General features: G+C 32.3%; 15 protein-coding genes. 4 read left to right on the forward strand and 11 right to left on the reverse strand.

The window, feature by feature from the left end; translation table 11 throughout:
- Window positions 1–165 precede the first annotated feature (165 nt).
- The 4 genes from CVD18_RS08620 to CVD18_RS23340 all read right to left on the reverse strand — a co-directional run bounded on the left by CVD18_RS08620 (window position 166) and on the right by CVD18_RS23340 (window position 8,303).
- On the reverse strand, window positions 166–3,159 hold the full coding sequence (locus CVD18_RS08620; RefSeq protein ID WP_103865040.1) for a GH92 family glycosyl hydrolase: 2,994 nt from the start codon (window positions 3,157–3,159) through the stop codon (window positions 166–168).
- Between the two features lie 246 nt (window positions 3,160–3,405).
- Complete coding sequence (locus CVD18_RS08625; protein ID WP_103865053.1) at window positions 3,406–5,082, reverse strand: RagB/SusD family nutrient uptake outer membrane protein; 1,677 nt, start codon at window positions 5,080–5,082, stop codon at window positions 3,406–3,408.
- A 69-nt stretch (window positions 5,083–5,151) separates the two neighbouring features.
- Window positions 5,152–6,687 (reverse strand): SusC/RagA family TonB-linked outer membrane protein, encoded by a 1,536-nt coding sequence (locus CVD18_RS23335; RefSeq protein ID WP_103865041.1) that lies wholly within the window; start codon window positions 6,685–6,687, stop codon window positions 5,152–5,154.
- Window positions 6,654–8,303 carry a SusC/RagA family TonB-linked outer membrane protein gene (locus CVD18_RS23340; RefSeq protein WP_103865042.1) on the reverse strand — a complete coding sequence of 550 codons (1,650 nt, stop codon included), beginning with the start codon at window positions 8,301–8,303 and terminating at the stop codon, window positions 6,654–6,656. Before CVD18_RS23340 ends, CVD18_RS23335 begins: the two co-directional genes overlap by 34 nt.
- Window positions 8,304–8,789: 486 nt before the next feature.
- Here CVD18_RS23340 and CVD18_RS08640 point away from each other — a divergent pair, with 486 nt between their 5' ends.
- Entirely contained in the window at window positions 8,790–9,251 is a 462-nt protein-coding gene (locus tag CVD18_RS08640; protein ID WP_103865043.1) for an Lrp/AsnC family transcriptional regulator, read from the forward strand.
- A gap of 63 nt (window positions 9,252–9,314) precedes the next feature.
- Here CVD18_RS08640 and CVD18_RS08645 read toward each other — a convergent pair whose 3' ends face one another.
- From CVD18_RS08645 to CVD18_RS08665, 5 genes are all read right to left on the reverse strand, one after another.
- Window positions 9,315–10,511 carry a TlpA disulfide reductase family protein gene (locus tag CVD18_RS08645; protein ID WP_103865044.1) on the reverse strand — a complete coding sequence of 399 codons (1,197 nt, stop codon included), beginning with the start codon at window positions 10,509–10,511 and terminating at the stop codon, window positions 9,315–9,317.
- Between the two features lie 94 nt (window positions 10,512–10,605).
- Window positions 10,606–11,976 carry a RagB/SusD family nutrient uptake outer membrane protein gene (locus CVD18_RS08650; protein WP_103865045.1) on the reverse strand — a complete coding sequence of 457 codons (1,371 nt, stop codon included), beginning with the start codon at window positions 11,974–11,976 and terminating at the stop codon, window positions 10,606–10,608.
- Between the two features lie 3 nt (window positions 11,977–11,979).
- Complete coding sequence (locus CVD18_RS08655; RefSeq protein ID WP_103865046.1) at window positions 11,980–15,750, reverse strand: SusC/RagA family TonB-linked outer membrane protein; 3,771 nt, start codon at window positions 15,748–15,750, stop codon at window positions 11,980–11,982.
- Window positions 15,751–15,846: 96 nt separating this feature from the next.
- Window positions 15,847–16,740, reverse strand: a complete 894-nt coding sequence (locus tag CVD18_RS08660) for a FecR family protein (RefSeq protein WP_103865047.1) — start codon at window positions 16,738–16,740, stop codon at window positions 15,847–15,849.
- Window positions 16,741–16,787: 47 nt separating this feature from the next.
- On the reverse strand, window positions 16,788–17,333 hold the full coding sequence (locus tag CVD18_RS08665) for an RNA polymerase sigma factor (RefSeq protein WP_103865048.1): 546 nt from the start codon (window positions 17,331–17,333) through the stop codon (window positions 16,788–16,790).
- 230 nt (window positions 17,334–17,563) lie between these two features.
- On the opposite strand from CVD18_RS08665, the gene CVD18_RS08670 reads away from it, so the two are divergent.
- Entirely contained in the window at window positions 17,564–18,985 is a 1,422-nt protein-coding gene (locus tag CVD18_RS08670) for a TlpA disulfide reductase family protein (protein ID WP_103865049.1), read from the forward strand.
- A 360-nt stretch (window positions 18,986–19,345) separates the two neighbouring features.
- Complete coding sequence (locus tag CVD18_RS08675) at window positions 19,346–23,026, forward strand: T9SS type A sorting domain-containing protein (protein WP_103865050.1); 3,681 nt, start codon at window positions 19,346–19,348, stop codon at window positions 23,024–23,026.
- 133 nt (window positions 23,027–23,159) lie between these two features.
- On the opposite strand, the gene CVD18_RS08680 is transcribed toward CVD18_RS08675, so the two are convergent.
- Entirely contained in the window at window positions 23,160–25,460 is a 2,301-nt protein-coding gene (locus tag CVD18_RS08680; RefSeq protein ID WP_103865051.1) for a type IA DNA topoisomerase, read from the reverse strand.
- Between the two features lie 182 nt (window positions 25,461–25,642).
- On the opposite strand from CVD18_RS08680, the gene CVD18_RS08685 reads away from it, so the two are divergent.
- Window positions 25,643–26,080 (forward strand): hypothetical protein, encoded by a 438-nt coding sequence (locus CVD18_RS08685; RefSeq protein WP_103865052.1) that lies wholly within the window; start codon window positions 25,643–25,645, stop codon window positions 26,078–26,080.
- Here the strand turns inward: CVD18_RS08685 and CVD18_RS08690 are convergent.
- A partial coding sequence (locus CVD18_RS08690; RefSeq protein ID WP_146052741.1) for a transposase occupies window positions 26,077–26,473 on the reverse strand: 397 nt, incomplete at its 5' end. The two genes, CVD18_RS08685 and CVD18_RS08690, sit on opposite strands and share 4 nt — an antisense overlap.

The following is a 26,473-nucleotide window of genomic DNA, read 5'->3' on the forward strand; positions in this document are numbered from 1 at the left end:
CAATTAGTTGTTTGTTTTTTGTTTTATTTGAGTTTTTTAATACGAGTGATTAGGATGTTATTTATGTGATTTTTATTGTTTTTATGATTTTTTTCATAGCGTTTTTGGGTGTTTTTTTAGAGTAAATAGAATTCTGGTTATTATTAGTTTTGAATATAGCATATTCTATAATTGGTTATTTTTTTTAGAGTTAGAAATATGAAAAAGGCTAGAAGGGTCTATTTCCTTTTTCTCAAAATCGGGACCACTCCATAATACTTTCAAACCGATATTGTCAGAACATTGAAAGTACTTGACAGTAAATTTATGTAATCCAGTGGATAGAATGATATTATTTTTTTGAGTAAAACTAAAAGATTTTCTGCCGTCACTTTCAAATAATTCTTTATCATCAATTAGTAATTGAGCACCATCGTTGGCGGCTATTTCAAAGTTATATATTCCATCTTTTGGAATATTGATAAAACCATCAAACTCAAATCCGATCCACTCATTTCTCAATCTAGGCTTTATATTAATGGTACTGACTTTACCTTTTTTTATTGGTTTTTCTGCTGAGAAGTCATAAACAGATCTAAAAATACCTTCGTAGTATTTGTATGATAAGCCATTTTTTAAATTGTTTTTAAGTTTTTGACGATCTATACTTTGTAGTTTTTCTAAAAAAATAGAAGGGGTGTAGCTTGAGATTAATCCATTTTTATAGGATTTCATTTTCAGAGTAGTAGATGATTTGATTTCAAAAGGAACTATGTATTTGGGACTCTTTTTTGTAGGTTCGCTTCCATCAATAGTATAGTATATTTCTGCATCTTTGGTATCACAACCTAAGGTAATTGTTTTAGAGTCTAGAAATGATGTGTAATCAGATGTAAGATACGGAATACTAACTGTTTTTTGGGTGTCAGACATAGGACGATTTGTTGAATCGACTCCCCATTTTTTATTTGGAGTATTTGTCATTTCGAATACCAATTCACCACCTTTTAAAATATCCTCATGTCTGAGGTATGTGTTCGGATATTCTTGTCCGTTCAGTTTTAAGGATGAAAAGTAAATATTTTCTTTATTTGCATTATTAGCTTTTATAGTAAAAGTTTTACCATTGTCAAGGTTGATAGTAGCTTTTTCAAAAGTTGGGCTTCCTATTACATATTCAGGAGCTCCTGGGGTAACAGAGTAAAAACCTAAACTACTTAATACATACCAAGCAGACATTTGTCCACAATCATCATTACCACATAATCCATCAGGTTCAGAAGTATACATCTCATCGAGTATTTTGTGAATGGTTTTTTGTGATTTCCAAGGGGTTCCTGCATAATTATATAAATAAGCAAGATGATGGCTAGGCTCGTTACCGTGCGAGTATTGACCTAGTAAGCCTGAAACATCAGAATCATCGCTTATTTCTTCATCAAAATTTTTAGAGAAAAGAGTGTCTAGCCATTGGTTGAAGTTATCATCTCCGCCTACGAGTTCTATGATACTAGCAATGTCATGAGGTACAAATAGGCTGTATTGATAGGAGTTTCCTTCTGTAAAGTTAAAGTTATATGTTTTTTCTACAGAGGTAGGGTTGAAATCTTCATACCATGTACGATTGGAATATCTGGGGCGCATAAAACCAGTTTGTTGGTCGTATAGGTTTACAAAAAAACGTGCTCTACGGGAGTACTCATTATAGATATCAGTTTTGTTTAGTGCTTTGGCCATTTGTGCAATACACCAGTCATCATAGGCATATTCTAATGTCTTGGATACAGATTGACTATTTTTGTTTGAGGGGACATACCCTAGTTCTGTATAATAATTGATTCCTCGCTTTTTTACATTTGCGCTTTCTATCATAGCTTGTAGTGTTTTTTCTACATCTATATTTGTAATTCCTTTTAGGTAGGCATCGGTTATTACAGAAACACCATGATACCCTATCATACATCGAGTATCGTTTGCAGCAAGCTCCCACATGGGGATTTCACCAAATTGTTCATGTTTTTTCTGTAATGTGACTACAATATCTCTGGTTACATCTGGTTCTATAATGGTGAGTAAAGGATGTAGTCCTCTAAAAGTATCCCAAAGAGAAAAGACTGTGTAGTTGTTAAACCCCTCTGCTTTATGAATTTTGTCATCCATACCTCGATATTGACCATCTACATCATTATATAGATTAGGAGTAAGTAAACTATGGTATAGAGCAGTATAAAAGATTTCTTTTTTATCTTCATTGGGGTCATCTATCTCTATTTTACTTAGTGAAGTATTCCAAGTTTTTTTTGCTTCATTTTTGACTTTGTCAAAATCCCAATGTGTAAGCTCTTTCTCTAGATTTTGTTGTGCTCCTTTTATACTCACTGCAGATAGTGCTACTTTTACGAGTAGTTGATCTTCTGAACTGTCAAAATTGAGAGCAGCTATTATTTTTTTGCTAATAAAATCTGAACCAGTAGTTGCTATTTTGTCTCCGTTTAAGATTTCATAGGATCGTATTGGTTTAGAAAATTTTGCAGCAAAATACTGGCGTTGGTTTCCCGTCCATGCTTTTGACCTTCTGTATCCCGCAATCTCTGTATCACTAATGATTTTTAATGATGATTCTATGACAGGATCACGATGTTCTAGGTCTATAATAATATTTGTTTTTTGTGCTTTAGGATATGTATATCTATGTACTCCAATTCGTTTTGTAGTTGTTAGTTCTGCTTTTATATTATAATCGGAAAGAAGTACAGAGTAATAGCCAGGTGTTGCGAATTCTTGTTCATGATGATACCTTGATCGGTATCCTGAATCTGGGTTTTCGGCAGATCCAGATTGATGCTGTATGTCACCAGTTGTGGGTATGAATAGGATGTCTCCCAGATCAGGAACTCCAGTTCCTGAAAGGTGAGTATGTGTAAATCCTATAATCGATGTATCTGTATAATCATATCCAGCACAAGCGGGCCAACTTGTATGATCATTCCTTGTATCGGGGCTTAATTGTACCATTCCAAAGGGTAATGTAGGACCAGGAAATGTATGTCCTGGTGACTTTGTGCCGATAAAAACATCCACATAATCTGTAGGCTCTTTTATTTCCTCGTGAGAACATTGTATTCCTATGATTCCTATACTAAATAGTAGGAATACTTTTTTTATGGTAAGACAATTCATGATCTTTTTATTTTGAGATTGAATAGTGTTTTTTGTAAGAAATGGATTGATGATTTCATATGAAAATAGCTTAGACTATAGAGCTTGTGTTTACACTATTTTATAGTATTAGTTTTAAAACTCACAACAGGTGTTTTATAATAATTTAATACGAAAGACAGAATCTGAAAAACCGATTCTGTCTTCGTAACTAAAAACAAAAAATAATAACTAATTCAATAAGTCAAATAACAAGTTATTAGTTGATTAATATCCTGAGTTTTGTTTTAAAGCACCTTCTGATGAGTTAATAGCATCTAGTGGAATAGGGTAATACTCATTTTTTTGAGAGGTAAAATTAGCTCCATTAAGGTACACTCGTTTTGATGATTCTTCATTGATATATTTATTTAATACTTGTGGAGCGATCCCCCAGCGCACGAGGTCAAAAAATCGATGTCCCTCTGATGCTAATTCTAATCGTCGCTCAAAGCGTACTGCTTTGATAGCGTATTCTTTATCTGGAAATGTGGTGTACTCACTAATTACATAGTTTGCTGCAGGAGTCCCATCTGAGTTTTTGACAAAACCATTAGGGTTTGCCGCTCTTGCTCTTATTCTGTTTACTAGATTCATAGCATCAGTTAATTGTCCATCGTCTGCATAAATTTCTGCTCTCCATAACAATACATCAGAATATCGTATAAGAGGGGTGTTTATCGCGTTGTATTGAGGGAATCCCGTGGCAGAAATAGAACCTTCTTGTGATTTTAGTACTTCATGCTTTTTACCAACATATGGGCCTCCATTTGATTGATCTCTGATCCATCTTGATCCAGGCATAGGTCCCCATTCTAGATATTCGATTCCTCTTCTACCAACAGTCCAATCTAATCTTGGGTCAAGATTTCCTATGTAAGGAGTAAAAGGAATATCTGATGTGATTCCTTGATCACTGGTAACATCAATGTCATTAAAAGTATCTAAAAGAGGTAGTCCGTCTGCTCCAGTTTTGAATGCATTTACTAGATTTTGACTTGGTTGAAAAAAACCACAGCATCCTCCTCCAGGAGCATCAGAGGCATATGGGTGATTAAGTCTATTACCTCTGTTACCGTTTATAAAACCATCACCTCCATCATTTACAGAGTTTTGAACAGCAAATACAGATTCTGAATTATTGTTTTTATCTCCATTAAAGTTATCATGATAGATAGATACCAACTGAAAAGGACCTTCATTTATAATATTATCTAGAATTGGTCGTGCACTTTGGTAATCATTTTGAAACATATGTGCTTTTGCAAGATATGCTTTTGCTACCCATGAGGTTGCCCTGCCTGGGTCTTCTTGGTTTTCAGGAAGGTTTTCTGAGGCATATATCAGATCTTCTTCTATTGAGGGCCAGATATCAGTGTCATTTGGTGGAGTAGCAATCAAGCCTTCTTTCATAAAAGGAATGTTATTCCATATTTTTTTTGCATCCATATGGTAATGTGCTCTTAGAAATCGTGCTTCTGCACCCAAGATAACAAGGTCTTCTTTTGAGGTACCTTCTTCTATTGCTTTATCGATTGATACTAATGTTTGATTTGTTCTGGAAATACCTTCATACAAAGATTCCCATTTTCTGGATAAATATATATTGGTGGTTCCCGAAGAAAAACGCTCTACATCATTTAATTGTGGTTGGTCATCTATAGAAGATCCTTTATGAAAATCATCGGAAGCTACGTCTCCTAAAGCCCAATTAGAAGCTGGTGCCCAGAAATACCCAGGATTTCCATCTAAAATAGCATAGGCACTGATTAGTTGTTGGTCTACCCATTTTTTGTCAAATTCTATTACACTTTCTACAAGAGCTCCTTGTGGATTAATGTCTAACTCTTTTTCGCAAGAAATCAGAGCTAGTGTTGTGAGTATAAATAAGATTACTTTTTTCATCTGTTTGTTTTTTAATTTTTTTGCTGTTTCTAATGAGTGATGTTTTCTCATTTTTCAGATCATTTTGTGTTACAGAGTGAGATTGACTCCCATTATAAAGGTTCTTGCTACAGGATAAGCTCCTCTATCAATACCTATATCTAGATTCACAGAGTCGCCACCACCATATTGTTGTAAATTGATTTCTGGGTCTAATCCAGAATATTTTGTCCAGGTGTATAAATTTTTTGCCTGAATAAAGAATCTGAGCTTTGTGATATTTAGTTTTGATAGTACTGATTCTGGGAGGTTGTATCCAAGTTGAATATTCTTTAATCGTAGGTATGACCCATCTTCTATATAATAACTACTAGCACTAGAATAATGTTCTGCTGGGTTGTTAGAAAGTTGAGGTAATTTACCTCCAGTATTAGTTGGGCTCCATGAATTTAAGTAGTCTCTGCTTTTTCCTCCAGGAAAACTATTGAAGTCTGTAAAAAACTTGGTGAAATTATAGATATCATTTCCTTGACTTCCTTGAAAGAATACGGTGAAATCAAAATTTTTGTACTCTAATCCCATATTTGCACTATAGGTAAAATCGGGATGTGGACTTCCTATAAAATCTCTGTCATCATCATTGATCACCCCATCATTATTGATATCTCTGTATTTAAATGTTCCTATATCTTTTCCTAAGTAATCTCCTGTTGCATTGCGTTCTGCTTCATTTTGGATAATACCATCGATAATAAATCCGTGAAAAGAAGCAATAGGTTGACCAGCTTGTGTTCTTGATGGTCTGGTTTCTCTAGCTAAATTTCCTGTTAAAAAATGATCAGGATTGTCAGATAGTTCTTTTACCGTGTTTTTGTATGATGATACGTTGACAGTGGCATAATATTTTAAGTTATCATTGATTTGATCTTGATAGCCTAATGAAAAATCAAACCCTTTGTTTTCTACAGATCCAGCGTTGATATATTTTGCTTGGGCATTACCTATGAGTGTTATATCTGCTTGATCCTGAATCAATAAATTTTCTGTTAATGAGTTGTAGTATTCAAAGCCTAATGTGAGTTTATTGTTGAATAAAGCTGCATCAATTCCAATGTTTTTTGTTGTAGTGGTTTCCCATTCTAGATCTGGATTACCTATTATATACAAGCTATAACCCGAAGATATGACGGAATTACTTCCTCTTAAGTCATAATTTCTATCATCGTCATTAATGTATTGACTGAATATTCTACCTTGTGGGATGCTTTCGTTTCCTAACTCTCCGTATCCTGCTTTTATTTTTAGATCACTGATAAAAGAAATATTTTTCATAAAACCTTCATTAGATACTCTCCATGCTGCGCTATATGAAGGAAAGTAATCAGATCTATTATTACGTGCAAATTTTGAAGTAGCATCCCTTCGTAATGAGAATGAAAGGAGGTATTTATCATTGTAACTATAATCTAACTTACCAAAACTAGAGAAGTATGCACTTTTTCCTCCGTAACCTCTATTATCTCTTGTTTGTTCTCCTCTGTCAATATATCTGTAATCAAGATTGTCTATAAGAAAGCTTGTTCTTGAAGCTCTTAGGAATTTATTTTGTGTGCTTCTGTTCCTAATACAGCATCAAATGAGTGGTTGCCTATGTTCTTTGAATAGCTTAAAGTATTATACCATGTAGATGAGATCGTATAAAAATTATCTTCTCTTAATCGATTAACGGTATTTGGCTCTGCAACTTCAGGGTTGAGAAAGGTAAAAAATGAACTATTGGTATTGTCATAATCAACTCCCATATTAGTTTTGAAAGTAAAATCTTTTAAGAAATCCAATTCGGCATACACATTACCTATTGTACGATATCTTCTAGTTAGATTATTTCTATTTCTTGTAGCACTGGCTACAGGGTTAATCCCGTTTCCTAATCCTGGGCTTTGTGGTCCTGCATAGTTGCCAGCTATATCATATACTGGGATAATTGGCTGTGCTCTGTATAAGAATGATATGTCTCCTGCTGTAGATTGATTTCCTGCAGAGCCTACTTTGTCTGAATATGATAAGTTAAATGATTCCCCAATTCTAAAAGTATTGGTAACTTTGAATTCTGAGTTTGCTCGTAAAGTATATCGATTGTAAGACGTATGTAATGCAACCCCTTCTTGTTTTAATGCTCCCATTCCTACATGGAATTTCGCATTTTCTGAACCTCCAGATACTCCTAGATTATAATTTTGCACAAAAGCATCATTAAAATATTCATCAAACCAATCTGTTCCTGCTTTATTGGCTCTTGTTATTTTATTTGTTGTAGCGTCGTATGTTGAGAGGTCTGCTGAGTCTGCTCCAGCTGGAGTTAGATAATTTGGTAGTATTGGGGTGTTTCCTGTACCATATTGAGGATGCGCAGGAGCAACCCCGTCATTGTTAAATCGTGCCCAAATTACATTTGCGCTCTCTTGAGGAGATAAAAGGTCGGGGAAATTAGATTTTGCAATATTATCTATTCCTATACTGGTGTTGAAGGTAAATTTGGTTTTACTATTGTATTTTCCTCCTTTGGTAGTAATCAAAATAACACCATTTGCAGCTCTGAATCCATAAATAGCAGCAGATGATGCGTCTTTTAGTATCTGCATGGACTCTATATCAGAAGGGTTTAATTGATTAATCCCTGTAGTGGTTGGGGTACCATCTATAACATATAAGGGGTCATTGTTATTAATAGTTCCAAAACCACGTATTCTTACCATGGCTCTTCCTCCAGGACCTCCTTCAGAACCTACAGTTACTCCAGATGCTAGCCCTTGTAAAGATTGTTCTAGATCTACAGGTGTGGTAGCAGCAAGATCTTCTGCTTTGATTACTGCAACAGATCCTGTAATATTTCTAACAGATTGTTTAGAGTATCCAGTGACTACAATTTCTTCTAGTTCGTTAGAGTTTTCTTGCATGATAACATCATAGGTTCCTGAACTAGGAGCTATAATACTTTGAGTTTCCATCCCTATATAACTAAATACTAAGGTTTCTCCTGATGAGAGTGTTAAAGAATAGTTTCCGTCAAAATCGGTTTGTGTTCCTGTAGTGGTGTTTTTTATAATAATATTTACACCTGGCAATAATAATCCATTACCATCCGTTACTTTTCCTGTGACTTTGATTTCCTGAGCAATGATTGTGGAAGAAAAAGACATGAAGGTAAACACAAAAAATAGATATTTTAATTTATTCTTCATATTGAAATTGATTTAGTTAATAATTCGACTTTTGATTTCCCTTGATACACTCTTTATTTTTAATTGTATTTCTTGAAGATTAACAATCTGTGTTTTTTTAAGAGATGTTATTGTCAAATTTATAATATGAAGATTAATATTTGTATTTTGGATTTAAAATCAGTGATTTTTATGTTATAAGTACTAAATAGGGGTTATTTTTTCTTTTTAGGGTTAATTATTTAAAAAAATAAGTTTTTTTTCTTGTTAAAAGAAGAAGAAGTTTGTGTTAAAAAACATGTTTTTAATGATTTTTGCACTTTAATTTTTGTTAAAAATGTTTTTTTTATATAAAATACTCTTAATTTTTTCGTTTTTTTTTGATTTATTTTAATGTTTAGGATATAGTTATGAGAAATCTGTATATTTTTTATGGAGTAAAAAAATCTGTATATTCTTAAAATAAAAGTATTTTTACTGTTGATAGTTGATTAAAAGTTTAGATTTATGGAAATGTTAGATAATACAGATAAGACCATTTTACGTATTCTTCAACGAGATTCTAAAAAAACAGCAAAAGAAATAGCGAATCTTTTGAATTTGACAGTGTCTCCTATATATGAACGAATTAAACGATTAGAACAAAAAGGGTATATAGAGAAATATGTAGCTATCGTTAATAAAAAAATGATTGATTTACCTATCACTGCATATTGCCAAGTATCTCTACAGTCTCATGGAGAATTATTCATTGATAAGTTTGAAAACCAAATAAAAAACCTAAAAGAAGTACAGGAATGCTATCATATGGCTGGCCAAGTAGATTTTTTATTAAAAATTAATATGCCTAGCCTTGAGGAGTATCATGAGTTTATGCGTTCTAAGCTATCTAAGATTGATAATATAGGAGTTTTGAATACTACTTTTTCTCTAAAGGTGATTAAACATACTTCAGAATTTTATGTGTAAGGTGTGTTTATTTATAAAAAGGCAGTATTGCTTAATACTACCTTTTTTAAGAGGATTTATATCTTACATTTTGTCAAATCGTTTAGATACTGCTTGATATAATTTTTCTTGTCGTAAATTATTTTCTAGTATGATTCCTTCTGGAGATAATAGGTATAGAGTAGGGAAAGCTTCTATACAAAGTCTGTATGTCATATCGTTTGTATAAGAATTGCTTAATGAACTTAAATGTTTCCAGTTCATTTCTTTTTCTTCTGCAACTGTCTTTTTCCAGAATTTGCCCTCATCAATACTATAACTAATAATTACAAGACCTTTATCTTTATATTTTTCATGTAATTTTTTAAGGTAAGGTACTTCCAGCTTACAAGGTTTACAGTTTTTAAACCAAAAATCCAGCAATACATATTTTCCTTTGTATTGTGATATTTTTTCAATTTCATCGTTAATATTATCTCCTTCTAGTCTAGGAAAAGTACCACCAATTGCGCAATGTGCATATTTGACTATTTTGGCATTCAGACTGTTATAGATATCAGTGTTATTGTAGTTTTTAAAAGAAGTTAGTTTGTCTTGTAGTATGTCAATATCTTCTTTTGTACGTTTGTTTACCAAATCGAACAGATGTTTTTCAAAAACATACAATCCTAATAAGTTTTGATTATTTTTTTTAAGAAATCTTTCCAGATACACTTTTTTTTCTTGCTTTAGATCGTCTATCAATTGATAATATTGCTTATTGCTTTTTTTCATAGCAATACTATCTTGTTCATATCTTGCTTTACTTTGAGCTTTTAAGATTGGAGGGTATTCTGGATGTAAATCAACTGTAAATGTTTTAAGGTCTTTTTGTAAAATATTGTAATCCTTATTTAATTGATCATTGAAAGCAATATCTTTAAAATCATTACCAATTTCAATATGTATTCCTTTTTTGTTTACAATAATAGTTTTGTGTAGGTTTTCTTCACGATTATAATAGTAGTTTCCATTATTAGAATACGAAGGTTTGAACCCGACAGTATACACTTCATAATCGTTTTTTAATTGAAAATCAAAATGAAATTGATGATTTTGTATTTTGGCAGAGTCCAGAATTTTAAACCCTTTAAACTGGTCCTTTTCATTTACTTTTAGCAAATACATGTATTTTGGAGCCGTAGAAGAAGTAATTTTCCCTGTAAGTATATGTTTTTTCTGTTGAAAACATGTAGAAAAAACAACACATAAGAATAGAAGTTGGATTATTTTATGTGACATATTGTTGTGTATAGATTATTACTAGCGTTAAAAGAAACCTATGCTCTGTAAATTCAAAGCATAGGCATTTATAAAAATTCACTAACTGAATTTTTTATCTTTCATTTTGTGACATATCGGGATTGAAACCTAAAATCTGAGAAGGAATTAATAAGGTGTATTTTTTACTATTACCTTCAAGTGTGAAAGGACTAATAGCTCCTGTTTCAAAATTTTCAAAAGTTCTGCTTACCGTGGGCATTTTATTTTCTTTTGATAATTTTCGCATGTCAAACCATCGTAACCCCCTAAAATATAATTCTTTTCTTCGCTCGATAGTAATCCAGTCAATTACTTCTTCCTGGGTAGTAGAAACAAAAGGAGTAAAACCTGAAGTATCTATTCTTGTTCTTAAAAAATTATTTATAATATTTACTGCTTCTGATAGGTTACCTGATCGAGCTTTGGCTTCTGCCTGAATGAACAACATTTCTTGTACAGAGAATCCAAGATTCAATTCTTTTTTATTTTCATACAATCCAGTAAAACCAAATGGTTCTAGAGTTGCATAAGCATTAGTGTTGTCAGAATCTGTATGTAACCTTAAGTCATTGCTTAGATTATAGGTATCTGTAAGTTCTTGTGAAATATAAAAATAATTAGGTCCATAAATTCCAGAATTAGCGAGTACACGAGCATAGAACTCTTCTTGATGATTGATAAGTTGAATCGTATTGTAATCTGTTGTTGTGTTTAAGTTATATACCTGATTTCGTATAGATAGTACTTTTTCTGCAAATTCTTCTGCTTTGGCGTATTCAGACATATAATAATATACTCTTGCCAATAATCCATAGGCAGCCAATTTTGATGCTCTATAATTGTCATCAGGGCTATCATCGGGTAAAAAAGGAATCGCCTCATGGGTAGAATTGGTGATATAGTCATATACTTCTTGTAAAGTACCTCTATCTGGGATAGAATCAGAGACACTTATTGAATTTACAATAGGGATTCCTAGGTCTGTACTGGCAGTCGTTTTATCGTATTGCTTACAGAATGTATTGGCAAGATAAAACAGATCAAAAGCTTTACCAACTATTGCTTCAGCTTTAATTTTCTTTTTTTCTGTATCTGTACCGCCTTGAGAAGTTTCTACTTGTGCTATAATCACGTTGTAAGTATATATCTTTTTATATGGGTTATTCCATAGTATTGGGATTTCATCTTCCTGATATATTTCATCTATCCAAAAATAAGCTCTCTGTTTTGATCTAAATTCTGGTCTGAAAACTTCCTCAAATGAATTATCAGATAAATACAAGTACTCATCAGCAACTCCTCTTATAACAGATCTACTATTAAGCATCTGGTCATAATCATCCATAAATTGAGGAGTTACTACCGTAGTAGGTAATTCGTCAAGAAAATCGTTGGTGCAACTTATCAAAAGTAAGTATGATAAGAGATATATTAATTTTTTCATTTTTTAAAAGGTTATATTAATTCCAAAAGTATAAGTGGGTTCAATAGGAAGAAGCCTTCTGCCAGGTCCACTTCTTTGTGTAGAGAATGCTTCTGGATCGATACCAATGTCATTGGCAGCCCAATACCATAAATTCCTTCCTTGTATACTAAAACCTACACCTGTAAAAGGTGTTTTTTTCAAAAACTCATGATTCAATTGATACGATAAGATTACCTCTCTAAGTTTTATGAAATCTGCATCATGTATATTGATATCTGCAAAAACTCCTGTTGGGATATTTAAGTAATCTCTGTTATGGATCGATGTGATATTGGTATTTGCTTCATCCCCAGGATTTCTCCATGCGCTTTCTGTAGATCTATCATAGCGTAAATTTCCACCACGCCTATCTAGGTATTCTCCTCTAAATTTATTTCCTCCTCTGTAAACAAACATAAATGATAGATCAAGGTTTTTATATCGTAATCTATTGGTAATACTACCATTATAAATAGGGATTAGTGTTCCGCTATAGGTTAGTGCATCTTTGGTAAGTTCTTTGTCATTAATATTATATCCATCATGCGGGCTAAAATAAAAGTTTTTATAGTCCAAGCCATCCTGATCTTTGATGAGTATAAATCCATCATTGGAATCTAAACCAGCGAACTGATAGCTAAATATAGCGTCTGCAGGATAGCCTTCTACAGGAACTCTACCATTTACCATATTACGTATTTGTCTGCTATGAAAAGTGGATTCGATGTGGTCTACTTTTTCTACTGTATTTTTATTATGAGAAAATACTAATGAGGTATTCCATGAAAAATTATTAGTAGTAATATTGGTTGTGTTCATTGTAATTTCAAAACCTTTATTACTAATTATTCCATTGTTTAATAAAACATTGGAAAATCCTTTGGTAGGGTCAATTTGACCATTACCAAATAGGCGTTCTGTATTTTTTTTGTAAAGATCTAATGAAGCACTAATTTTGTTGTTAAATAGGCTGAAATCTATTCCCAAGTTATGATTTTTGGTGAATTCGAAACGTAAATCAGCATTGATAGGGCTAGTAATATCAAAAGTAGGTTTTTGATTGTATATGATTGAAGTACCTCTGAATCCTTGAAGGAAAATTCCAGCTCCATTGGATAGAGGAGAAGCATTGGCAGTTAGACCATAGGTATATCTTATTTTTAGATTATTAACCCAGTCTACATTAAAAAAACTTTCGTTATGAATATTCCATAATCCACCAATATGCCAGACAGGTAAGTTTTTAAATTTGGGGCTTTGAGAAATTACATTGTCATTATCAATTCGTATACTAGAAGTAAGAGAGTATCTTTTATGATAGGTATATGATAAATTACCAAACAACGATGTGTTTCTAACAATACTTTTATTATTGGAAAATAATTGATTATAAGAAAAAATATCTCCTATTCTCCATCTAGCATAAAGCTCATCAAATGTTGTGTTTACAGAAGTGTAATATTCTGGAAGTATGGCAGAATATTCTATACCATTAATAAATAATCGTTTAAAATCTACAATGCCACTTGTATTGGTTTCTGGATCATACCCAAATAAGGAATTAACTCTGTCGGTTCTTCTGATTTCACGAATCTCAGTTCCAATCAATCCATTGATATTGTGTTTATCAAACAAAGTGTAGTTGTAGTTTAATTGTACTCTAGTTGTATAGTGATCAGAATCATTACTATTTTGAGTGAGTCTACCTCCTGTTGTAGGTAGATGAAAAGTAAGTTGATCATTTTTATATTCTGCGAAAGCATTAAAATATAGTCGCATATCATAAGAATCTTCAGAATAATACGTGTCAAAAGTAGCATTACTCTTTTCGTATACCCCGCCCAGATCGATATTGAGGTAATCATTAATTTTATAATTTAAACCGCCTTGAACCCTGAATATATTATTGTTTGATGTATTAACTGTTTCGTAAACATCTTCCAAAGGTTTATAGGTGAGATCAAATAGATTAGTTGCTATGTCATCAGGGATTCTGCCATCTCTGTTTATAGAGGCATTAGTGTATTCTATACCAGAAATGCTTAAAGGATTTTTATGAGAATCAGCAAATAGTTCATAGGGTCGTATACTAGTTAAGTTGGATAAATTTATATTCAGATACTTCCTACTGTTCTTTGTGTAATTGGCTATTAATCGTATTTGAGTTCTATTGCTCAGTTGATGATTACCGTTGAATGAAAAGCGATAATTTTCTGCATCATTCTCTAAGGTATTTAACTCTGATTTCACATAATTAAAAGCTGCTAGATAATTTGATGTATTACTACCACCTGAAAAGCTAAAATCATGTTGGGTAGAATATTGATTTTTGTAAAACAACTCTTCAAACTGTTGAGTGTTATCTATTTTTTTCCAGTTTGCCAATTGATTTTCTAATTGTGTTGTAGTTATTAAGCCTTGAGCTTGATTCAGTGTAGTAACATGAACTGGAGAGGTCAGTCCAAACCTAGTTGCTCTTTCTCTATCTATGGGAATTCCTTGTTCGATATAGGGTTGTATAAATTGATCAATGGTAAGTTTTTCTAACTCTATATGCGTTTTGGTATCTGCATAATTAAGATAAGATAGGTCGGGTCTGGGGGTAATAGAAATAGAGGATTGGTAATTAAATTTTCCTTTTCCTTCTTTTCCTTTTTTGGTTACAATGACAATAACTCCATTTGATGCTTGCTTACCATATATGGAAGCAGCTCCTGCATCTTTTAATACAGTAACGCTTTCTATATGATTAGAGTTGAGTGCATCAATAGAAGAAGCTTCCATAGGAAAACCATCTATTATAAATAGAGGTGAATTACGGCCTAAAAGACTGGAAACTCCTCGTATAAGAAAAGCTCTGTCTGGGTTATCATGATCGAGGTTTTGTTGAAAACCTGTAAGTTGTCCTTCTAATTCGGTAATTAGGCTATTGGTAGGCGATATTTTTCTATCTAATGATTTACTAGTTACTTTATGAAAAGCGCCAGTTACCCGCTCTGGACTAATTTTTTGATAACCAGTTACTACTACTTCTTCTAAAGCGTTGGTAGATTCACTAAGTATGATGGTAACATATTTTGAATTAGAAGTATCTACCTCCTTGGTTTCAAACCCTAGATAAGAGAAAATCAATATGTTCTGATCTTGTTGTAAAGTAATCGAAAATACACCGTCAAAATCTGTAGTAACCCCTTTTTTTGTGCCTTTTATAATAACAGATACTCCTGGTAAAGGCGTATTGTTTTTAGTAAGTACTTTACCTACTATTTTCTTTTTTTGAATAATTGGTTTTTTTATGGTAGCAGAAATAGTATGGTATGCTGATGTGTTTTTATCTTTAGAGGTATTTTCTTTTGTATACTCTAGTTTTTTTAAAAGAGTATTAAGATCTTCTTTTGCAGAATAAAAAACAAGCTGTTTTTTTATTTTTTTGTATTTAATTCCTTTGTTTTTTAACAGTAAAAATAAAACATGTTCCAGTTTTTCATTTTTTACTTTAATACTAACCTTATGTTTTTCTATAGTATTGTGATTATAAACAAATAAAAAGTCTGTTTGCTTTTCAATGTCTGATAATACATGGATTAGTGAAATATTTTTAGCGTCGAGTGTTACTATATTTTGTGAGTAAGAATCGTAAGCAAAAACTTGAAGAATACTAAAAAAAAAGAATGAGATAGTTAGCTTCATTACTAGGGGTTGGTTAATGGGTAGTTTTTTATAACCAAAGGTTACTTTTGGTTTTTTTTTCATAATTTTGTGTGATTTTATAAATTAATGAATCCTTTTTTATTAATTTTACGATTATAGTGAAGAGTTACCGCTCTTCACTTTTTTGTTTTTAATCTTTCATTTTGTAATTATCCATTTGTTATTAGTGTATTCATATTTGAAATCAGAAACCAGTTTCAAGATTTGAAATATTTCTCGTATTGATGTGTTTTTATCAAAGGAAGCTGTAATGATTTCTTTGCTAGCTTCGTTATCTACTATGATGTCAACATTAAAAGTTCTACTTAGTTCATTTGTTATCAATTTGAGTGATTCTTTTTTAAAGATTAATTTACCTTCTTTCCAACTACTTTCATCATTTATGTTTTCTTCTTTTTTTAAATGTATTTCATGTGCTTTTTCTTTATAAATAACTTTTTCCCCAGGAATCATGTCGATATTCTTTTCAGAAGTATTATTGTCAATATTTAGTTGTACTTTTCCTGTAATAAGAGCTGTTTCTATTTGATTATCCTCAGGGTATGCTTTTACATTAAAGGAGGTGCCTAGAACGCGTATTTTCATGTTTTTTTTTGTTGATACTATAAAAGGCTTGGTTTTATCTTTTACAACTTCAAAATAACCTTCTCCTTCCAGAGTAACCCTTCTTTCGTTTTCTTTAAAAAAATTAGTATAGATAAGTTTACTACCAGAGTTTAACCATACGCTTGATCCATCTGGTAAAATGACTTTCCCTGTATTTCCATTAGGAATTACCGTTTTAGCTAGGTGATTAGAAATAATTTCAGGAGATAAGGGGCTATATATATAATATGTGATAGACATAGAGCATACCAAGATGAATATTGCTGCATATTTTAAAAATCGTTTTAATTGGTTGACTTTATTTTCTCTTTTTCTTATAGAGGTAAATACTTTACGTTTTTCTGCTTCTGTATCTATAGCTATTTCCTCAGGCATGTATTTTAGTGCCTTATATATAGATTCTATTTTCTCTTTTTTTTTGCGCATTTGGGTAGTTTAACATATTATTAATGACGTTGAAAAAGGTGCACCCCCTAATTTATATATTTCTTGAGGTCCTGTCTTAAGATCTTTAAAGCTTTGGTAATATGAGCTTCCACGGTTTTTATAGAAATGTTTTTTTCTTTAGCTATTTCTGGATAGGTATATCCATTCATTCTAGATAGACAAAAAACATCTCTTACTTTTGGAGGTAGATTTTCTATTATGATTTGTATTTTTTGATATATTTCTTCATTTAGATCGTTTGAATGTTCCTCATGAATATCTTCTATTTCAAAAGAAAGCTCATCTAGATATATAAATTTGTTTTTTTTCTTTCTGTAGTAGTCAATGATTTTGTTTTTCAAGATTCGCACGATATACGATTCCATATACTTTTTTTCTGGCTTGATGTCATCTAATTTGCTCCAAAACTTAGAAAAAGTCTCTTGTAAGATTGCAGCACATTCTTCTCTGTCACTGATAGATTTGAAGGCTATAGAAAAAAGCCTAGAATAGTATTTATCAAAAAATGAAGAAAAAGCTTTTTGATTTTTACCTTTTAATTGAACCCAGAAGTAATCTTCATTTTTTTTCATGTTAGTTAGGTTGTGATTCTTTTTAAGTGATTCTTTTTAGGCTGATAAACAGCCAATTTAAAGAATAAAAATAAAAGCGATTTTTATAAGGGTATTCTACTTTTTTGCCGTCTTTTATAAGTTTTATCTTGTTGAGAATAGAGGTAGAAATAAAAAATAACAGAAAAAAAAGTAAGGGTAGCGAGCTTTCTGTTACGTCTTTATGAAGTAGAACCAAAAATATCTATAAAATGTTTTATCTACTGAAATTTAAATATTATTTTTTAGTTTTATTTACAGCTATTGCTTTTTCATGTAAAAGCCAACCCGAGACATCTAAGACAGTTATTTCAGGTGCAATTGAAGATTATTACACAAAAGTATTTACAATTAGTGGACAAGGTATAGTAACCAAAAAGATCACACTTGATGATACCAATAATTTTAAGGATACACTAGCCTTAAAAGAAGGGTTTTACAGTGTTAATTTTGGAACTTATTATAGCATACCTGTATATATTATACCAGAAAAAGATATTTCCTTTACTATCAATTTTAGAGAAGGAGGGTCTTCATTAGTTTTTTCGGGAGAAGGGGGGGGAATAAATGATTTTATACAGAAAAAAGCAAGCATTTATCCTGAAAGAGATAAAGAAAAAGAGCTTTATGGTTTGCATGAAGATGCATTTTTGGCAGCACTAAATTCCAAAAAAAAGAAGGCTAATGAACTAATAGATGCTACTGATTATAGCGAAGCTTTCAAAAAACATCAAAAGAAGAATATTGAATATGAATATTTTGATATAATTAAAGATTATCCTTATAATAATTGTAGATATACTAATAAAATTTATAGAGATATAGAAAATGAATTAAGTAAACACTATCCCAAAACAGAAAAGATCACCAAAGATTTTATGGATACTACTAATTTTGATAATAACGAAGATTATAAAAATTCGATAACCTACAAACGTTTGGTGAAAGATTTTTTTACTAAAAAGATTGTAGAAAAGATTGGAGGATACGAACATTATAGAACCAAATTTATGGATGCTGCTATTGCCGAAATTAAAACATATACATCTAGTGATATTAGGGATGATTTGTTATGGGAGCACCCAATACGAAGTTTGGTTTCTTCTAATCCAAATTTTGAAAAAATATATACTGAAACTATTGATGTTATAACAAGCCCTTCTAAAAAAGAATATGTAGAAAAACGATATCAGGAAATTAAAAAATTAGCACCAGGTAACCCTGCTCCAGAATTTACATATGAAGATATTGAAGGAAATATGGTGTCGCTAAGTGATTTTAAAGGGAAATATGTTTATATAGATATTTGGGGTACTTGGTGTGGACCTTGTAAACAGGAAATCCCTTACTTAAAAAAACTAGAACAACGACATCATGATAAAAATATAGAGTTTTTGAGTGTTTCTGTGAATGATAAAAAAGAAACTTGGAAAGAATTTGTGAAAAAAGAAAACCTGAAAGGTACTCAATTATACGAAGAACGAAAATCTAAAATGAATATTACAGAATTATATAAAATACCTGGATACCCTACATTTGTATTAGTAGATCCCGAAGGTAAAATTGTTTCAGTAAATGCAATGAGACCTTCTAATCCTGAAATAGATACTTATTTTGAAGCTCATATTCAGTAATGAAAAGGTAGTGTATTAACTACTATGTATATAGTAAATAAGAAAGAGTTATATGAACCCTATTGCATAATTCAGGTTTAAGTAATTGTAAAATATTTTATAAAAATTAACTTTCTGTAAACTATTTCTTTACAGTGTTTTATGTTTGTATTAACTTTTTTATAAGAATTTTCTAAGCGGTTGTTTTGTATTATTGTAATAAAATAAATTGATCAATTTATTTTATTACATACCCACCTTTATTACCTTTCTCATAATGTAATTTTTTACGGAAAGGTTCTGGACAATATACAGAGCAGTAGCTTTTGTAATGATGTTTATAGAAACATATTTTTTTCTTAATATAACTCACGTATAATCATGAAATTCTTAAAACCCACAAGTAAGGTAATGCTCGTTATAGTGTTATCTTTTTTAGGACATGTAGTAGCACATGGCCAAACAACAAACTCACAAAGAAGCAATGCTCAAAAACAACGTAAAAGCAAAAAAGAACGCTTGTATGATAATGCCATAGAGCGGTTTAATTTTGAGTATAATAAAATTAAAGATCCTAGAACAGGAAAAGTACCTGATGATATCAGGCGAAAAGAATTAAAGTTTTCAAGAAAAATCAGAGTCAAAAAAAGTTTTTCTCGTAGTACCAGCAAATCAAAAGAATTTTCAGATTGGAAAAGCAGAGGTCCGTTTAATGTAGGGGGTAGAACCAGAGCATTGGCGATCGATATCACTAATGAGAATATCATTTTTGCAGGTGGAGTAAGTGGCGGCTTATGGAAAACTGTTGACAAAGGGCAAAGTTGGTCACGAATTTTACAAGGGGATCAGGATTTGAATATTACAACTATTGTACAGGACCCCAGAGAAGGAATGCGAAATGTATGGTATTATGGAGCAGGAGAAGTAAGAGGAAACACTGCTAATGCACTAGGAGCATCCATTAGCGGTAATGGGATTTATAAATCTGTAGATGGTGGAAATACCTGGCAATTATTGGCTAGTACAGCAGATGGAGATATAACACAATCCAATGCTTTTGGAGTTGTTAATTCTATGGTGGTAAACCCAGTAAATGGCGATGTATATGTTGCAGGAAAAAAAGGAATTTATAGGTCACAAGATGCAGGGGTAACATTTGCTCCAGTATTAGGTACTACCAATGATATTTCATTTTCTGAGATAGCAGTTACATCTACGGGGCGTTTGTATGCTACTATAGATGGGCAGGGAGATCCAGTAAAAGGTTTTTTTACATCTGCTACAGGAAATGCGACAGAATGGACTGATTTTACGCCTATTCCTAATGCGACTTATAGAAGAACTGTTATTGGGATAGACCCATCTAATGAAAATCGAGTATACTTTTTATCATTTCATGGGAATCAAGGTCAAGGAGCACAGCCTTTAGAAAACTCTGCTACTCTTTTTAGATATGATCATGGTGACTTACCTAGGCTAGCAAATTTATCTTCAAATTTGCCTACAGGTATAGGAACTAGAATAGCTAACTTGAATTTTCAAGGAAGCTATAATATGCTTATCAAAGTGCATCCCACCAATCCTAATATTGTATTTATAGGAGGAACAAATTTATATAGATCTTTTGATGGGTTTACGACTCCTTTTCCTAATGTAGCACAAGAGGTGCAAAATTGGATTGGCGGATATAAACCCAATCAAACAGGAGATGTAGATATATATACGAATCATTATGCTGATCAACATAACCTGCTGTTTTTTCCTTCTAATCCCAATATGGCATTATCTGGAAATGATGGAGGGGTATTTATAACCAATGACATTACTCGGGTAGCAGCAAATGAATCTGTTAACTGGACTTCTCTTAATAATGGGTATCAAACTACTCAGGTGTATGATTTATCGTTTGATCCACAAGCTACTAATGAGCACATATTATCTGGATTTCAAGATAATGGTACTTATTTTACTTCTTCTAGTGTTCCTACAACAATATGGGGGAAAGCTTCAGGAGGAGATGGAGGTGTAAATCATATAGCAGATAATGGGAATACTCGGTATGTATCTTCTCAATATGGAAGTATACGTAGACAAAATATAAGCCCAACGGGAGAAGTGACCTCTAGGATTATAATAACTCCTGAAGGGACATCTAATAGCCCTGGTACTTTTTATTCGTTTCTTACACCTTATATCCTAGATCATAATAATGATAATATTATGTATTTAGGTGTAGCGAATGCAATTTGGAGGAATAATAACCTAGATGAGATCCCTTTTGATCCAGAATTCAAAAACGCTTCGGTAAATTGGACTGTATTATTCGAATCACTAAGCCCTTCTGGTAGTAATATCAGTACAATGGATGTATCAACATATCCTGTAGCTAATCGTTTATACTATGGGTCTACTGTAGGAGAAATTTTTAGAATCGATAATGCTAATCTGGATAATCAGGAAGTAGTTGATATTTTTACAGGGAAAAATTTTATACCTGGATCCAATGTTACTGATATTGCTGTAGATCCCTCTAATTCAGATAGAGTGATTGTGGTATTTTCTAATTATAATATTCCAAGTATTTTTATGAGTAACGATGCAGGGAATACCTGGCAGGATATCAGTGGTAATCTTGAAGAGAATGTAGATGGAACAGGAAATGGACCTTCTGTACGTTCAGTTGCATTTTATGAAGGAAATCAAGTAGAAGATCGACTGCAAAAGGTATATGTAGGTACCAGTACAGGTTTGTATTATACTACAGGGGATCTATTAGCTAGAGGAAAAGTAAAATGGACGAGAGAAGATATTGTGATAGGAGAAGCATTAGTAGAAGATATAGATATTAGAAAAGATGGATTTATTGCTGTAGGAACTCATGGTAGTGGTGTTTATAGTGCCAAGTTTCCACTTTCTCAACCCTTACCACAACCAAAGCTAAGTGTGACCCGATTGTTAGAAGATTTTACGGTTGTAGAGAATAGTGCAGATACCCTAGTTAATACGGATAGTTTATTTAGACATACTGATTTGAATCCAATAGCTATAGAAATTACTAATTCAAATCCAGGCTTGGTTACAGCAACACTTAATAATGGAGTAGTAACATTAGTTTATACTCCAAATACTACAGGAAGAGCTACTATTGGTTTAATTGCTACCTCAGGAACAGAGCAGGTATCAGAAGGGTTTACAGTAACAGTAGATGAAGCACCAATATATAGTCAACTAGAAGGAGCTACAGAAAATGGCTATCCTATTTATATTAACCCTGAGCAACAAGGGCAACTTATCCAATTTGTGGCAGCAGATGATTTTATTGTTCCAGAAGGGGAAACCTGGACAATAGATAGAATAAAAGCCTTTGGATTTGGTGAAAACGATGCTTTGATTGTAGGGACAAATGTGCTGTTAGCTCTTTTTAATAATGACTCTATTGATTTAGATCAAAATATAATTTATCAAGAACAACCATTCCAAACCCTAAACCCTGTAAATCCATATAATAATGATATTGATATAAGCTTTGCTCCTCAAGTATTGCCTGCAGGGAGGTATTGGATATCGGTTTCTCCTATTATTGAAGATACGGGAACATTACCAGAGCAAAAACGATGGAATTGGTTGTATCAGATAAAAAACCCTGGGGTAGGAGAAAGAGCACAAATAGTATCGACTTTAGGTGGAGTATACAGTGGCTGGAGCCCTATACAAATTGATGAAAATGACCCGCTAGATCCAGGTATTGATTTACGATTTCAGATTTTTGGGAGTGTAGCTCCTGCTGTGCCTAATCCACCAGTAAATACAGCGTCTAAAAAGACCATTGTATCTCCTAACCCTTCATCTGGGATATTTACATTTCATTTAGAGAATGTAAAAGGAAATGGTAATATATCGATTTCAATTCACGATTTTTGGGGGAGACAGGTGTATTCAAAATCAAACATTGATAAATCCTCAAATTTTGAATGGGATGCTTCTCATATGTCACAAGGGATATATTTTGTGAAGATAGTAAGAGGTGAAACCACAGAAAAATTAAAAATAATTAAGAAATAAGATTTCTTTTTTTTAGATAGGTTGTGTAAACTATTCTAATCTACCCTATGTATAGACATGTGAAACCTGAGCAAATTCATTTTTTGGTCAGGTTTTATTTTATGAAGTTAGTTTTATTTTGAGATAGTTGTTTTTAGTTTTCTTTAAGTAAAGAAACAACCAATGAGGCGGTCAATGGTTTTCCATTAGCCTTTTCTCGAATTTTATCAAATGTATATCTAAAGTTACATCCGCTTTTGTATGCACTACATCCATAAGCTGCTTTTCCTTTGACCACTGTTCCTTGATGACAAGCTGGACATGGTATTGAGTCAGGAGCTTTACTAGCGGTAAGAGAATGGTTCGTTTTTTTTTCTTCGAGATGTAAATTAAAATGATCGTTAAAACGAATTAAACCTTCTTTGCTTCCATCAGAAGTTTTAAAACCTTTTAGGTTTACAGTACATCCTTTTTGCAGTAGGCGTAGATACTGTTTTTCTGATATTTTTTTGCCTTCAAAAGAAAAAGGGAGTTTAAAATCACAGCCTTTTTTATACGCACTACAACCATATGCTGTTTTCCCTTTTAGGAGCATGCCTTGTTTACACTTAGGGCATGATTGTCCATTAATTGTTATTACTTTCTTTTCTTTTTTTGAGACAGATTCTTTAGCAGTCGCGGTATAAGAAATGTTGGCACGTTTTTTTTCGGTACGCACTTCGTATACCAAATCATCAACCATTTTTTTCATGTTTTTGATAAAAGCTCCAGCATGAAAATTTCCTTTTTCAATCTCTTTTAATTGCTTTTCCCACTGCCCTGTTAATTCAGCAGAGGTAAGTAGTTTATTTTGTATTGTATCAATAAGTTGTATTCCTGTTTGGGTGGGTAGGATCTGTTTTTTATTTCGTTTGATATACTTTCGTTTAAAAAGAGTTTCGATAATATTAGCCCGAGTAGAAGGTCTACCGATACCATTTTCTTTCATCAATTCCCGCATTTCATCATCATCCACTTGTTTTCCTGCTGTTTCCATAGCACGCAATAAGGTAGCTTCTGTATATTGATTAGGCGGTTTGGTTTCTTTTTCTAAAAAAGAAGGTTCGTGTGTACCTTTTTCTCCTTTTTCAAAAGAAGGAAGGATACCTTTTTCTTTTTTTTCTTTAGAACTAGGGGTTTCAAAAACTACTCTCCATCCCTTTTCTAAGATTACTTTTCCTGTAGTTTTAAATGTTACTGTATCTGCTTTACCAATTACTGTTGTATTGGCGACCAAACAGTCGTCATAGAATGCTGCAATAAATCGTTTGGTAATAATATCATATACTTGTTGTTGATTGTATTGTAGATTAATTTGCACTCCTGTGGGAATAATAGCATGGTGGTCTGTTACTTTTTTGTCATTAAAGACTTTAGCAGATTTTTTGATTTTCTTTCCTAATAGGGGTTGAGTAAGGTTTTGGTAATTGGTTAATTTATTTAATATCCCTGATACTTTTGGGTAGATATCATTTGGTAAAAAAGTAGTGTCTACTCTAGGGTAGGTAACAACCTTTTGTTCATATAATTTCTGGGCTATTTTTAAGGTTTCATCTGCAGAAAAGCCAAATTTTGTATTACAATATACTTGCAATCCTGTAAGATCAAAAAGCTTGGGGGCATATTCTTTACCTTTTTTCTTCGTAATGGATTGAATCTCAAAATCACTTTCTTTTACTGCCTTGGCAAAAGCCTCTCCTTCTTCTTTTTTTAAGAACCGTCCTTCTTCACAATTAAATAGTGTTTCTCTATATACCGTTTGTAGTTCCCAATAGGGATGAGGTTTAAAATTATGAATCTCTTTAAATCGGTTGACTAACATTGCCAATGTAGGTGTTTGTACCCTACCAATAGATACTACTTGTTTGTATCCTCCATGTTTTACAGTGTATAGTCGTGTGGCATTCATACCTAATAGCCAATCTCCTATTGCTCTAGAAAACCCTGCATAATATAAATTGTCATATTGTGTAGAAGGTTGTAGTTGCTCAAAACCTTCTTTGATGGCTTCTGTGGTCAATGACGAAATCCATAAGCGTTGTACTTCACCTTGATAAGCTGCTTGATCGATAACCCATCGCTGTATTAATTCTCCTTCTTGTCCAGCATCTCCGCAATTGATAACTACAGAGGCCTTATCAAACAATTTTTTTATAATACCAAACTGCTTTTTGATCCCTGAATTGTCTACTACTTTGGTTTTAAACTTATCGGGTAACATAGGGAGATTGTTAAGATCCCAACTTTTCCAATACGGTTTATAGTCATTTGGCTCAAAGAGGGTACAAAGATGACCAAAGGTATAAGTTACGGCATATCCATTACCTTCATAATATCCATCACATTTGGTATTAGCTCCTAATACAGCAGCAATTTCACGGGCAACACTTGGCTTTTCTGCAATACATACTTTCATAGCTAAAAGCAAAAATAGTTAAAATATAGTAAGGTAATGATTCTGGTAAAAACAACTTAAATTTATATCCTAGAAATATAGATTTGTAATTGAAGAATATGCCATAAGTAGCATTCTTTTTACTACAATCTGTCAAGATAGTGTAGGGGGGTAAGTTTTATGAGTGTAAATGGTATAAAACGATGGTTGAAAAAGAAATAATTGATGATATCAAAAAATTAGCTGAGTCATTACTAGAAAACTCATACAACCAAATAGAGGTTGAGAAAATTATAAATCAAATCCATGTACATTTTCAAGAGATCACTAAAATTACTGGATTTGATTTCAATATAGAACATTTGGCAGCTGTTCCTACCGAAAAAGGAAAAGCTTTGGGGTTAAATTATGCTGCACAATGTCTGTTGGATTATAAGAGAACTACAAGGTTTTTAAAAGCAATTGTTTATGCTATTAGAGATAAGCAAAAGGTATATCCAAATGAGTTGATTAATGTCTTTTATGCAGGATGTGGGCCTTATGCTCCATTTGTAACTTTAGTTGCTTATTTTTTTGATCCCAGAGAAGTGCAATTTTCATTACTTGAGATTATTAACCCGACGGTAAAAGAACTAGATTAAGCGGCATATTTTATGTCTGCATGGTTAAAATATTTGATAACTCTCTGATTATTATCTTGTAGCATTTTCATGTGTTTTTCTACATTTTTCTTGAGTTGCTTTTCGTTTTTTGGAGCAGGTTTTTCTGATAGCCCATATTTTAAGTCACAATTTAAATACTCATCTGGATTTTTCTCAGGAGAATAAGATGGTAAAAAGAACAATTCAATACTAGTTTTATTTTCCTCTACCCATTGCTTTACAATTTTACTATGGTGTACTCTCAGGTTATCAAGTATTAAGAATATTTTTTGCTCCTTATTTTTAATAAGTTGTTTTAAAAACTCGATCAATCTATCGGCATTCATTGTTCCTGAGTAAATCATAAATTGTACACTTCCTTGATTAGTTACT

Source organism: Aquimarina sp. I32.4 (genome assembly GCF_002924285.1).
Lineage (GTDB): Bacteria > Bacteroidota > Bacteroidia > Flavobacteriales > Flavobacteriaceae > Aquimarina.